The organism is Spirosoma endbachense, from assembly GCF_010233585.1.
GTDB lineage: Bacteria > Bacteroidota > Bacteroidia > Cytophagales > Spirosomataceae > Spirosoma > Spirosoma endbachense.
The window spans coordinates 4,946,716-4,960,740 of sequence record NZ_CP045997.1; the positions used below are offsets into that span (position 1 = coordinate 4,946,716).

Annotated in this window: 8 protein-coding genes; 4 read left to right on the forward strand and 4 right to left on the reverse strand. The window is 49.2% G+C overall.

What is annotated here, in order from left to right; genetic code table 11:
• Positions 1-5 precede the first annotated feature (5 nt).
• Together GJR95_RS19955 and GJR95_RS19960 are read left to right on the forward strand one after the other, a co-directional pair.
• Entirely contained in the window at positions 6-2,819 is a 2,814-nt protein-coding gene (locus GJR95_RS19955) for a M14 family metallopeptidase (RefSeq protein ID WP_162387536.1), read from the forward strand.
• Positions 2,820-2,918: 99 nt separating this feature from the next.
• Positions 2,919-5,555: a M14 family metallopeptidase gene (locus GJR95_RS19960; RefSeq protein WP_162387537.1), complete on the forward strand. Its 2,637-nt coding sequence runs from the start codon at positions 2,919-2,921 to the stop codon at positions 5,553-5,555.
• A gap of 196 nt (positions 5,556-5,751) precedes the next feature.
• On the opposite strand, the gene GJR95_RS19965 is transcribed toward GJR95_RS19960, so the two are convergent.
• Both GJR95_RS19965 and GJR95_RS19970 read right to left on the reverse strand, forming a co-directional pair.
• Positions 5,752-7,125: a RagB/SusD family nutrient uptake outer membrane protein gene (locus GJR95_RS19965; protein WP_162387538.1), complete on the reverse strand. Its 1,374-nt coding sequence runs from the start codon at positions 7,123-7,125 to the stop codon at positions 5,752-5,754.
• Positions 7,126-7,166: 41 nt separating this feature from the next.
• Positions 7,167-10,238 (reverse strand): SusC/RagA family TonB-linked outer membrane protein, encoded by a 3,072-nt coding sequence (locus tag GJR95_RS19970; protein ID WP_162387539.1) that lies wholly within the window; start codon positions 10,236-10,238, stop codon positions 7,167-7,169.
• 294 nt (positions 10,239-10,532) lie between these two features.
• Between GJR95_RS19970 and GJR95_RS19975 the strand changes: the two genes are divergently transcribed.
• Both GJR95_RS19975 and GJR95_RS19980 read left to right on the forward strand, forming a co-directional pair.
• Positions 10,533-11,813 carry an OmpA family protein gene (locus GJR95_RS19975; RefSeq protein WP_162387540.1) on the forward strand — a complete coding sequence of 427 codons (1,281 nt, stop codon included), beginning with the start codon at positions 10,533-10,535 and terminating at the stop codon, positions 11,811-11,813.
• 104 nt (positions 11,814-11,917) lie between these two features.
• On the forward strand, positions 11,918-12,580 hold the full coding sequence (locus GJR95_RS19980; protein ID WP_162387541.1) for an endonuclease III domain-containing protein: 663 nt from the start codon (positions 11,918-11,920) through the stop codon (positions 12,578-12,580).
• Between the two features lie 12 nt (positions 12,581-12,592).
• Here the strand turns inward: GJR95_RS19980 and GJR95_RS19985 are convergent, their stop codons facing one another.
• Both GJR95_RS19985 and GJR95_RS19990 read right to left on the reverse strand, forming a co-directional pair.
• Complete coding sequence (locus GJR95_RS19985) at positions 12,593-13,141, reverse strand: DUF4468 domain-containing protein (protein ID WP_162387542.1); 549 nt, start codon at positions 13,139-13,141, stop codon at positions 12,593-12,595.
• Between the two features lie 178 nt (positions 13,142-13,319).
• Positions 13,320-13,832 (reverse strand): hypothetical protein, encoded by a 513-nt coding sequence (locus GJR95_RS19990; RefSeq protein ID WP_162387543.1) that lies wholly within the window; start codon positions 13,830-13,832, stop codon positions 13,320-13,322.
• Between the last annotated feature and the right edge of the window lie 193 nt (positions 13,833-14,025).

The following is a 14,025-nucleotide window of genomic DNA, read 5'->3' on the forward strand; positions in this document are numbered from 1 at the left end:
CCTTTATGATTCGTTCTATTTTACAACCATTTGCCATCCTGCTGCTCGGCCTGACTACAGTCTGGGCGCAAATTCCGTCGCCTAAACAACATTTTGGCTTCAATATCGGCGACGATTACCAACTGGCCACTTATACGCAGACAGAGGCTTATTTTAAAAAGCTGGCGGCCACTTCCGATCGGGTAAAGCTGGTCGATATTGGCCCGACCGAAGAAGGACGTCGGCAATATATGCTGATCGTATCGTCGCCCGCCAACCTGAAAAAGCTGAGCCACTACAAGGAAATTTCCCAGAAGCTGGCCCGCGCCGAAAATCTGAACGACGATCAGGCCCGTGCGCTGGCTCTGGAAGGTAAAGCCGTTGTCTGGATTGATGGCGGTCTACATGCCACCGAAACCGTTGGGACAATGCAACTGATTGAAACGGCCTGGCAACTGGCGAGCCGTAAAGATCCCGAAACGATGCGGATTCTGAACGATGATATTATTCTGCTGACCCATGCAAACCCGGATGGGCAGGAGATTGTCACGAACTGGTACATGCGCGAAGCCACTCCCGAAAAGCGTTCGCTGGATAACGTACCAAGACTGTATCAGAAATACGTTGGTCACGATAACAACCGCGACTTCTTCATGTTGAACATGAAAGAAACGCAAAATATTGGCCGTCAGTTGTTTGTCGAATGGATTCCGCAGATCATGTATAATCACCATCAGCGCGGTCCGGCTGGGTCGGTACTGGCTGGACCTCCATACCGTGATCCGTTCAATTACGTGTTCGATCCGCTGATGGTAACCGGGATCGATGCTCTTGGTGCAGCCATGATCAACCGCCTGAACGCCGAAAACAAACCCGGATTCACCCGCCTGAGCGGTTCAGTTTTCTCAACCTGGTATAACGGGGGCTTGCGCACAACTACGCACTTCCATAACATGATTGGGCTCCTGACCGAAATCATTGGTGACCCAACTCCCGAAGATGTGCCGCTGGTTCCGAAGCGGTTGCTGCCTAATGGCGCTACGCCGTTCCCGGTTACTCCACAAAAATGGCATTTCCGGCAGTCAATCGACTATTCGGTATCACTGAATTATGCTGTGCTGGGTTATGCCGCCCGTTATCGCGATGAAGTGCTGTTTAATATTTACCGAATGGGTAAAAACTCCATTGAGCGCGGTAGCCACGACACCTGGGCGCTCTCGCCCAAACGGATCGATGCGATCACCAATGCGTATGATTCAGACCCCAAGAAAGTAGTGCCGCCCACCAATGCCGCTCTGGCGCAGTACGGAATGATTCCCAAAGGGGGTGGTATGCCAATGAAGTACTACGATACGGTTATGAAATCGCCGGTTCTGCGCGATCCGCGTGGGTTCATTATTCCGGCTGGTCAGCCTGATTTTGCTACCGCCGTCAAGTTCATTAATGCATTGATCAGAACGGGAATCCAGGTTCAGCAGGCAACGTCTGAATTTGCCGTTGCCGGGAAGACGTATCCGGCTGGTTCTTACGTTATTAAGTCCGATCAGGCATTCCGTCCACACGTGCTTGATATGTTCGAACCGCAGGATCATCCCAATGATTTTCAGTATCCGGGTGGCCCTCCTGTTCGCCCATACGATGCCGCCGGATGGACGCTGGCGTACCTGATGAATATTCAGTTTGATCGTATTCTGGACAGTTTTGATGGGCCTTTCAAGAAATTGCCGTATGGTGAACTACAGTCGCCGGAAGGACACGTGGCCGGAGGAGTAGGCGACGGATATGTGCTGAGCGCACGGGCAAATAACACCTTTACTGCCGTCAATGATTTACTGGCATCTGGCGTTGAAGTATATCGCCTGCCCAATGGTACGGGGGTAAAGCCTGCCAGCGAAGCGGGGGCGTTTTATGTACCCGCTACACCGAAGTCAAAATCAGTACTAGATAAAGCCGCCAAAGAACTTGGTCTGGAAGTAGCCAGCCTTGCCAAACGGCCAACGACGACGATGACGAAAATGGCCCCGATGCGCATTGCTCTCTGGGATACCTATGGCGGGTCGATGCCTTCGGGTTGGGTCCGCTGGTTGATGGAGCAGTATCACTTTCCGGCGAAAGTCATCTATACACAGGACATTGACGCGGGTGATCTCCGGAAAAAATTCGATGTGATCGTGTTCGTAACGCGGGCTATTCCGCCGGTTGGCGGCAAGGATGTCGATATTTTCAGCCTGCTTGGTTCGGAGGCTAAACCCGAAAATACACCTGCTGAATACCGTCCGTGGCTAGGAAAGATTACAGCCGATAAATCGATTCCGCAATTGAAGACGTTTATGGAAACCGGTGGAACCGTAATCACCATCGGCACCAGCACCAATCTGGCTTATCACCTGAAACTGCCCGTTAAAAGTGCCCTGACCGAGATGACCACAACGGGACAGGAAAAGCCGTTACCGGGTGAGAAATATTACATTCCGGGCAGCGTACTGCAAATGAGTGTAGACTCTACCAATCAGGCAACCTGGGGTTTGCCGGCGCTAACCGATGTTTATTTTGATGCCAGCCCCGTGTTTAAAGTAGCTCCTGATGCAATCGCTACCGGAAAAGTGAAACCACTGGCCTGGTTCTCGACGAGCAAACCGCTGCGTAGCGGCTGGGCATGGGGACAGTCGTATCTACAGGATGGTATTGCGGCCTTCATGGCCCCTGTCGGTACCGGCAAACTCTACGCTTTCGGCCCCGAAATTACATTCCGGGCGCAGTCGCACGGAACGTTTAAACTACTGTTCAATCAACTTTACTCCGCCGGTTCGGCACCGGGCGAGGCCACGAATGGCAACTGATGCTTAACCTGAAAAACACTGTGGCCCCGAATTTGAATTCGGGGCCACAGTGTTTTTCAGCCTTTCTCTATTATCTGTTAACCAAATTGCCTGACTAACATGAACTACTATCGTCATCGTTTATTACTGCTCTGCGTGGCCTTGTTTTCAGGGCTGGCGGCTATGGCTCAGGTGCCAAAACCCGCCGATGTGTTTGGCTTCGAACCGGGAGCCGACTATAAGCTGGCCAACTACAAAATGCTGATGGACTATTATCAGCGCCTTGATAAAGCCAGTAATCGGGTGCAGATGGTAACCATCGGAAAATCGGTGCTGGGTAAACCGCTGTTACTGCTGATGGTGTCGAGCGAAGCCAACATGAAACAGCTGGATCGCTGGCGGAGTGTTAGTGAACAGCTTTCACGGGCAAAAATCGATGACGCTCAGGCGCGCAGTCTGGCGGCTTCGGGCAAGGCCATTGTGTGGGTCGATGCCGGAATGCACGCATCGGAAGTAGCATCGGCGCAGATGATGCCCGAACTGGCCTACCGCATGGCAACCGAAGAGTCGTCGGAGATGAAGAAAATTCGCGATCAGGTCGTTGCGCTGCTCATGGTTGAAATGAACCCCGATGGGCTCGATATTGTGGCTGACTGGTATAACGGTAATCTTGGAACACCCTTCGAAACCACACAGCCACCCTGGTTGTATCACCATTACGTTGGGCACGATAACAACCGCGACTGGTTTACGAATAACATGCCCGAAACAAAAGCCGTTTCGGAGGTACTCTACAATCAGTGGTATCCGCAAATTGTTTATAACCACCACCAAACGTCGCCTGCCTGGACTCGTATTTTCATTCCGCCCTTTGCCAATCCCGTTAATCCGCAGATTCACCCCGCTGTAACGGCAGGCGTCAATCTGGTCGGTACGGCAATGGCCAGCCGATTTGCCATCAAACGAATGCCGGGAGTGGTGTCACAACTGCGGTTCAGCATGTGGTGGAACGGCGGTATGCGAACGGTTCCTTATTACCACAATCAGATCGGTATTCTGACCGAAACAGCTCACGCAACGCCGTCGCCCCGATTTTATCCACCCGATTCACTCCCTAAAACCGTTGGTCAGGGCGTAACTGCCGCCACGACGGGAACCGAAATTTTTTATGCTGATCCCTGGAAAGGTGGCCAATCGCATTTCCGCGATGCGGTTAACTACATGGAAGAAGCGTCGATGGCTACACTTGTCCTGGCGGCCGATAAACGCGAGGAATTTCTGTATAACATTTACCGGATGGGCCGCGATGCCATCGAAGCGGCCGGGAAAGAGAAGCCGTATGCCTACATCATTCCAACCGGGCAATGGGACAAAGGCGAGGCCCTGAATCTGGTCAATATGTTTCGCCAAAGTGGGGTAGAAGTACACCGGGCTACGCAGCCGTTTCAGGTCAATAGTGTCTCTTATGCGGCTGGTTCCTATGTTATTTATGGCGGTCAGGCATTTAGTCCCTACGTCGTCGACCTGATGGAAAAGCAGGTTCATCCAAATCAACGGCTCTATCCGGGTGGTCCGCCGATTCCACCATACGATCTGGCCGGTTGGACATTGCCCATGCAAATGGGCGTGAGTGTGGCCAAAATCGGCACTGCATTTAAGGCCGAAACCGAGTTGATTAAAGGACTCGCACCCGTTGTTGCCGGTCAGGTTGCCGAAAGTGCGGGATATGGCTATCTGCTTTCCCGGAACCAGAACGCCAGCGTCATGGCCGTTAACCGCCTGCTAAAAGACGGTGAACTTGTGTCGATGATGCCTGCCAGCGCCCAATCGACCGATCCGAAGAACTTCCTGATCGAAAAAGGAGCGTCAACCGATGCCCGTATCCAGAAGCTGGCCAAGGAACTGGGTGTAAGTTTTACTGCCATTGCGAGCAAACCGGCAACCGTGGGAAAACCGCTGAAACTGCCTAAAATCGGCCTGTATAAATCGTGGGTAGCGAACATGGATGAAGGCTGGACGCGCTGGCTGATGGAAACCTATGGGTTCCCGGTCGATACGTTGCACGACGCCGACATCGCCAAAAAAGATCTGTCGGCTTATAGCGCAATTATCATTCCTGATCAGGAGGTGAAGCGGATTCTAAATGGTCATGCCGCCAACACAATGCCTGCTCAATACGTCGGTGGATTAGGCCTGGGCGGTACAGTAGCCTTACAGCAGTATGTCTCGAATGGCGGAACGCTGGTCGCATTTGACGGTGCCAGCGACTTTGCGATAGAGCTATTTGGGTTACCGGTTAAGAATGTTACCGACGGTTTGTCGAGTCAGCAGTTCTATATCCCCGGCTCGCTGATTCGGACGGTTATCGATACGAAGCATCCGCTGGCCTATGGTATGCAGCCCGAAGCGGCCGCTGCTTTCTCCAATAGTCGGGCCTTTGAGGTTATTCGTCAGGTTCGCGAGGGCGAAGGCGGCCGCGAGGAGGTTAAAGCCGCGCCAGAACCGAAAGTAGAGGTTATTGCCAGCTATGCCAAAAAAGAGTTGCTGATGAGCGGCTGGGCATTGAATGAAGACAAATACATTGCCGGAAAAGCCGCAGTTGTTCGAGCTTATCAGGGTAAAGGTACTATTGTTCTTTTCGGCTTTAGCCCACAATTTCGGGGCCAGCCACGCGGAACGTATAAATTGATTTTCAACACTCTTTATGAAAGCACATTACCTAAAAATAACGGTGAGCAGAGCGCTAAAAGTGAATAAACAGTCTCTGTTTTGACTGGAGCCGATTCCTGAGATGTTGATTAAAATAAAAAGTGGTGTCAGGTTTGAGAGCCTGGCACCACTTTTTATTGGAACAAATCCGGTCAGGACAATCGCTCAACACTGTGTCACGATTAGTATGAACGTCATCAGCAAACCGTGGCACAGTGTTGAGCGAATGTCCTAACAGTGTTGCTTAATTATATCCCGGATTTTGGACCAGCTTTTTATTCGTGTCAATTTCCCGTTGGGGGATCGGCAGAACAAGATTATTGGCGTTATAGGCTACTGTACCTACTGTGCCCGCTGTACGTTTGATGTCGGCGAGCTGCTGGCCTTCGAAAGCTAGTTCAAGACGACGTTCCAGCAGAACCGCGTTCAGATCGACAGCAGTCAATGGAGCCGCCTTGGCCCGGTTCCGGATCAGATTTACATCGGCCAGTGGAGTCGCACCAATGCTCGTATTCAGACGCTGGTTCGTTTCGGCGCGAACGAGATACATTTCAGCAAGTCGCACAACCGGAACATCGCCGTATTGATCGTTGAATTTACTGGTAAATGTATTCTGTCCTGCCGTGTTGAAAAACGTTCCCCGCACGTCGCCCGCAGCATAGAGCTGGCGGAATTTGGATTGAACGCGCACATCGCCCCGACCCTGATTAGGCACTGATGCGTAAAATGTATTCATGTCATTGACGCCATCCTGATCTGTAATGATGATTTTGAAAATCAATTCATTATCATTCGTTGCGTCGTTAAATACATCCGTAAAATTCGATTCCAGGCTGTAGGTGCCCGATGCAATAACCCGATTGGCCGCATCGCGGGCAGCCGCATAGTTTTGCTGTTGAAGATAAACGCGAGCCAGTATAGCCGCTGCTGCTCCTTTGGTGGCAAAACCAGTTCCTCCAGACTGCGTAGCGGGTAATAAACTTTCTGCTTTCGTTAAGTCGTCCAGCACTTGAGTGTAAACTTCCGCCACTGTATTCCGGGCGCGGTAATCGGCATCTGATACAGAAGTGGTTGGCGTGAGTACCAGCGGTACGCCTGCATTAGCCGTTGCTGTGCCATCGTTCCAGCTTTTTCCGTAGAGCTTAACCAGTTCAAAGTAAACCGCACCCCGGATAAAGCGGGCTTGCCCTTCAATATTCCCACGATTGGCTTCACTAACTTTAGGTAATGCCGACAGTACGTTGTTGGTACGGTTGATTGTACTGTAGCTATTGAGCCATACATCGCGGTTGACTGTATTCGATGTTGTAACGGTTTTGCGCCAGATCTCATCAATCGTTGCGTAGGTACCACCAAAAACAACATCACGGTTATCGCCGAGCAGATCGCCAATATACTGAAAGGCGCCACCGAATAAGTTAGCTCCATTTTGGGCAGCCGCGGATGTATTTAGCCCATCATAAGCGCCGGTTAAGGTGATCTGAACGTCCTGTTCGGTATTTAACGCCTGACCCTGCTCAATACTCTGAGTCGGCACAACGTCTAGTCGGCTGTCGCAGGCCGTGAGCAATAGGCTAACGGAACCGACGTATAACCAGTATTTTATGGATGAATTCATAATGAAAATGCGTTTGAAAATTCAGTTTTAACGTGTTTGGGTTAGAAACCGATGTTAATTCCGCCGGTGATCGTACGAGCTTGTGGTGCGGTATAGAAATCATAGCCCTGAGCGATGTTCGATACGATATAATCGGCATTTACTTCTGGGTCCCAGCCCGCATACTTCGTGAAGGTGAGGAGGTTCTGACCCGTTACGAAGAAACGTACACTATTCAATTTCACCCGATTGATCAGTGTTTTTGGTAAGTTGTACGATAATGTAGCCGTGCGCAGCCGGACAAATGAACCGTCGAGAATAAATCGGCTCGACGATTGAGCGCCGTTGTTATAATACAAACGGGCTTCCGGTACGTTCGTATTGGTGTTTTGAGTTGTCCAGGCGTCTAACTGATCGACGGTCTGGTTATCTTCAAAACGACCATTTGCCGACGAGTAGCGGCCAACACCATAGAAGTTGATCTTATTGCCAAATACGCCGTTGAATAGCACGCTCAATGTAATGCCTTTGTAGCTAAAGGTGTTGGTGATACCGCCAGTCCATTTAGGTAGTGGACTTCCCTTCACGACACGCTGGGCCTGACTGTAGACATTCGTTGTCGTGCGATCTAATGATCCATCAGGATTCGCCGTATTTTTATACCAGAGCGCATCGCCATTCGCCGGATCAACACCTGCGTACTCCTGCGTGAAGAATACACCCAGCGGTTGTCCTTCAACGGCACGGCTCATGGCGTTGATACCACCTTCAATAATTTGTCCCTGTAGATTGGTGATTTTGTTCTGGTTGGTAGCAGCATTGAAGCTTGTCGTCCACCGGAAAGCACCCGTCAGGTTTTCGGTATTCAATACAAATTCAAACCCTTTGTTTTCCAGGCTACCAACGTTCCGGAATTGTGTAGCAAAACCAGTTGTACCCGGAACGTTTACGTTCAGCAGTAAGCCTGTTGTTTGCTTGTTATAGTAGTCAATTTCGCCGTTAATACGGTTGTTGAGAATCCCGAAATCAAGACCAATATCAAATTGGTTGGTCGTTTCCCACTTCAGATCGGGGTTGGCCAGCTGTGACGGACGCTGACCGGGTAATGAGCCATAATTGGCATCGCCCGTAAACAGACCTAATTGCGGGAAGTTCTGAATTTCGGCATTACCTGTCCGGCCATAACTGGAGCGGAGCTTCAGAAAACTGATGGTATTGTTATTTTTCAGGAAGCTTTCTTCCGATAATACCCAACCGGCCGAAACTGCCGGGAAAAAGCCGTAGCGGCTATTGCGACCAAATCGTGACGACCCATCGACACGGGCACTTACCCCCAGCAGGTATCGGTCAGAGAATTTGTAATTAGCTCTGGCGAAGTATGACAGGAAGCGATAATCGGTCTGCGTTGAGCTACCATCGGTTTTGCGGGCCGCGCTAACGATCTGGCGATAGGCGTCCGACGGGAAGTCACGACCTTCGGTGAAGTTCGTTTTTTGCTGAGACTGCTGATAAGACATCCCCAGCGTAGCATCAATGGCATGCTTACCGAAGACTGCACCGTAGGAAAAGAAATTATTGGTCGTGTAATTCTCTACGCGCACGTAGCGGTTCTGGCCGACGCCTTGTGGGGCGCTGAAATTACGCTGTGTTTTACTGTTGTAATACAGTTCTTCCTGCTGGTTCAATACGTCGAGGCCAAATTCCGTGCGGAATGTTAACCCTTTGATAATCTGCAACTGACCGTACACATTGCTGATATTCCGGTAAACCGTTGTATTAAAATAGGCATTGCCAATATTGATCAGCGGGTTATAATAAACCGGAATGCTGATGTCGCCGGGAGGGGTACCTACCGGAAGACCCGTAGTCGGATCCGTAGCGGGTGTCATTGGTGGAAGGGCCACCATCTGCATTGGATTATCAAACTGGTTATCTGCCGAAATGCGCTGGTTATAGGTTCGGGTCAGGCCAATGTTGAAGCCTGTGCGGAAGCGATCCGACACCTGATGATCAAGGTTCAGGCGACCAGAATACCGTTGCAGGGCGTTGCCAACCAGAATACCTTTCTGATCCAGCAATTGACCGGATAAATAGAACGTCGTTTTCTCATTACCGCCGTTTATGTTCAAGTCATATTGCTGATACGGTGCATCCTGATAAGCCAGGTCTCCCCAGTTTGTACTTACCTGTTTAGGAGTGCCATAGGTGCCGAGTCCCTGCGTGTCGTAAAAGCTCTTCATGTAGGACGAATACGAATCAGGATCGGCTGGATCAAGGCCCTCGATGCGGTCTGAATTAGCGGCAGCCTGATTGTAAAATTTGACGTATTGGTCCGTATTCAGAAAATTAAGTTTTTTCGTCGGTTTGCTCGATCCATATTGCGCACCAAAGTTGATATTCGTCCGACCGGCTTTTCCGCGCTTGGTAGTAATCAGCACAACGCCATTGGCCGCTCTTGCTCCGTAAATAGCCCCGGCAGACGCATCCTTCAAAATATCGACAGACTCAATATCCTGCGGGTTAATATCGGCCAATGGGTTTGTAGAAGCACTATTGAAGCTCAGATTGTCGGTTGTAACCGGCGTTCCATCAACGACATACAGGGGCTGATTCGAGGCAGACACAGACGATTGCCCCCGAACCCGAACCTGAATTCCCTGACCTAATTTACCCGAACCTGAATTGATCTGCACTCCGGCGGCTTTACCCTGAAGAGCCTGATCAAAAGTAGTTACGGGTTGATCCTGAATATCCGCAGCCCTAACCTTCGCAATATTACCAGTCAGATCACGCTTGATCTGCTGTCCATAACCTGTAACAACGACTTCGCTCAAATTACGTACGTCAGTCTTCAGTTCTACGTTGATTACAGAACGATTATTGACCGGTTCTTCAACGGAGGTAAAGCCGATGAAGCTATAAACAAGGGTAACAGTACCATCAGTAGACAGGCGGTAATTGCCCGATGCGTCGGTCAACGTTCCCTGCGTTCGGCCTTTTATGCTGACCGATACGCCTGGTAGACCAGCGCCGTCATCCGATGACGTGACCCTACCTGATACTACCTGACTCTGTGCATAGCTACTGCAAGCTACCGCAAGAAATAGGAAGCTAACTAGTAAGAGTTTTCTCATGTTATTAATTTAGAAAGTTGAAAAGAACTGTAAAAGTACAACGCAACGATAACTTATAAAAAAAATGGTCTACAACAAAGGTTGATTCTGCTGGTAATGTCAAAATATTTGTTGGAAAAATAGTTTATCCTTAGAATAAAATATTTTTCAGGCCATTAAGGTGAGATAAAGGGCGATTTTCTTGATTTATTCACAATCAAATGCTCATAACTTACTGTTTGAGTAAAAATTAAACCATAAACCACTCGGCATAGTCTAACGTTTATAGGGAGTAACTTCCTGTAAACAACGATTATGAACCGTCTATTACTTCCATTTTTTGTTCTGCTGCTGCTCGCACCAGAGCTGCACGCACAGGTGCAATATGCCACCGAATCGCCCAGGGTAGATGATGTGAACGACCGTGACGTGTCTATACAGCGTGTTGAGCTAACGGCCCAATACACAGTCATTTACATGAAGTTTGAAGCCAGTCAGCGAGGCTCATTAGGCCGCGATCTGCCTTTCATCATCCCAATGCCCAATGGGAGAGGAGGAAAGATAGAGTCTGGCAACAACATTGGTTTTCAGCCAACATCACGATTGTATGTCAATGAGGGCGAACGATCGTATAAATTTATTCGGGCCGAGAATATTCCCCTCGAAACCCGTCGGCGGGTTCAGCCGGGTGAACGGGTAGATTTTGTCGCCTATTTTGAACGGATCGATCCCGGATATACTACGTTCGATTTGTTTGAATGTAAAGACGGTGGTGGTTATGTGTGTTTCAATTTCTGGGGAGTTCACATCATCAATCCGCCTAAAAAGACCTACTCACAACGAACACCCAAGCCACAGGTTCAGCCAAAACCGCAGCAACCACAACAACCACGCTATCAGCCCCGGACATCGCCTGGCGCTGGAACACCCGACCCAACCCCGCCCGTAACACAACCACAGGCAACTCCATCGGCTGTGGCAATTGGTGGGATTACGCGCGACGCCAAAACTAAGCAGCTAATGGGCGCAACGGTCAGTTTTCGGCTGCTATCCGGCGCTGAGTCGGCCGGCGACGGCTCGGCTGATTCTGTTCGGAGTAATAAATCAACAGGAGCCTATACGATTCCAGTCGATCGGCGCGGTGTGTATATTGTAACCGCTTCGGCGAAAGGCTATTTCAGCCAGAGCGATACCCTCGCAACGAATCGCGTCAATGTAAACCGGAATTTTGATCTGGTTCCAATTGAAGCCGGAGCTACCATTACGCTGAAAAATATTTATTTTAATGCTTCCCTGTTCGACCTTCAGCCTGAATCCTACCCTGAACTGGATCGACTCGTAACCGTAATGCAGCAGAATCCGACAATGACCATTCGGCTCGAAGGGCACACGGATACGGTTGGCGATTTCGATTCGAACGTTGAACTGTCCCGGAATCGGGTCAATGAAGTGAAGCGATACCTGGTGGCAAAAGGAGTCAGTGCGGGCCGAATCGATACAGTCGGTTATGGCCCATCGCGACCAATCAATAAGAATAAAAGCCTGAAGGAGCGTCCTGAAAATCGTCGGGTAGAAATGGTAATCATAAACGTATAAAACCTTGACAGCCGGTTTTCAGTTTACGGTTTCTGGTTTACTGGTAGCTAACTCAACCGAATAACAGTTGGTAGCTAACCCGAAACCGTAAACTAAACCGGTCTATGAAACCTGATTTCGATCTCGACGTTATCCTGAACCGAATCGAGCGGGCTATTCAACCTTACCCAAAAGCCGCTATGTTTGAGCTGGCCGAGCGTGGTTATGATAGCCTGTTTGAACAACTAATTTCCTGTATTGTCTCCATTCGCACGCTTGACGAGACAACAATACCGGTTTCGCTAAAACTATTTGACGCTGCCCGAACCCCCGAACAACTTCTGGCACTTAACATACCTACGCTAACGGATTTACTATACGGCACGACCTATCCGGATCAAAAGGCGTATACCATGCATGGCATTGCCGATCGTATAGTCAATGAATTTGGTGGAGAATTGCCCGCCGATTTTGCTACGCTGATTTCGCTGAAGGGAGTTGGTCCAAAATGCGCAAACCTGGCCCTGGGCGTAGCAACAGGCCAGGCTGCGATCAGCGTCGATGTTCATGTACATCGGGTCGTAAACCGGTGGGGCTATGTACATACCAAACAGCCCGAACAAACGCTGAACGTGTTGGAAACACAAGTACCACGTGAACAGTGGGTAAATATCAATCGGTTACTGATGCCTTTCGGAAAGCACATCTGTACCGGCACACTGCCTCATTGTTCAACCTGTCCTGTGCTGGCCTGGTGTGAGCAGGTAGGCGTGGAGCGGCATCGATAAACAACGAATTGGTTATTCTGTCTTTTTTGCTGCCAGCGATACCATATACTCTTTTAAGCTAGCCAGTGTATCGTGACATTCTTTATCGATTTGCCGGTATAAATCAGCCTGTTGACGAACGGCCTGGTTTATTACAGCCGTGCTTTTTGGTTTATTATCGGAGGAGCGACTCATTTCTTCAGCAGTAGGGCTATCGGGTCGGACGGGTAGCGAAAGTCCATTACCTTCTGCGATGAGATCGGTTATGGTGGCCCGGTAGCGTCCAAACTTAGACTCAATGGTAAGCGTGTACCGGATTAGTTGATCGTCGATACGGTAGGCCGATTTGACAAATAGAATGTTATGCTCCTGATCGAATTGTTGCTCAGCATCGCTTTCGTTGGGGAATTGCTGTGCCAGCCACGAGCGTGCCTGAGTAATGATTTGCTTCGTTGGGCGTGTTGCGTCAGGCAGACGTACTAACTCCTGGTATTGAACCTGTCCAAGGTCATTGGTTGGCAACTTGACCTGGGCTAGTACGTTAATTGACAACAATACTAGAAGTGGTATCAGAATTTTCATTGTTTAGCAATATCGTTACAACCATGTGCCGAATCACAGCGCTTATTAAGCTGACTGACAGTTAGTTATAGGTATCTGGGCCAGAAACTTTATACAGAAGTTCGGTACTTCGAGGGTACAAAGATATAGTTTAAGGGCGTTTGCTAAACGATTTATCGATGATAATGGTACTTATTGATTAGGTTGTAAGCGTTTCATCATCTACAGAAAGCCCTGCCTCAATCAGGCCATCCAGATCGAAACCTTGTGCATCGAGGTAATTTATGATGGCACGGGCATTGACACGGGCTGGGCCAACGCGGTAACCACTGTCTTTGCTTGAAGCAATAACACCTTTAGTTGTAATAATGAGCGTTATAGGGTCAGCGTATAATTCAATATAGTCATTGCCCCGCGTTACTGTCACATCGATATCTTCATCCCAGGAATAAGCCGATTTAAAACATTCGCGTGCTTCGTCATTGCTGATCGTTACTAGTTTCCGGAGTACGGGACGGACCAATTCAGGCGATAACTCATGCTCAAGCCGACTCCCTTCGTAACAAACCTTTACCTCCCCGCTTGTAATATCAACGGCTACTAGTTTAGCATTTCGGCTTTGGGCATCTGTGCCTTCAACCAGTACCTGTACCCGGCCACCTAAATAGCGAGCCAGTTCCTGGGCTGTTAAACCTGTAGTTCGTGTCTTCATTATGTATTTTGGGTAATATGTTGGTGTTTGGTATAAAAGAGTCATTTGTAATTCTTCAGTTAAACAAAAATAACATCTTAAGGTGTTACTAACTCAATCACTGTAGTATTTAAATGTATACATGATGAATTAGGATTCATGCTGTTAATCTAATCAAGATACTTAAAATAAGAAGTATCCCAATTTTCTACTA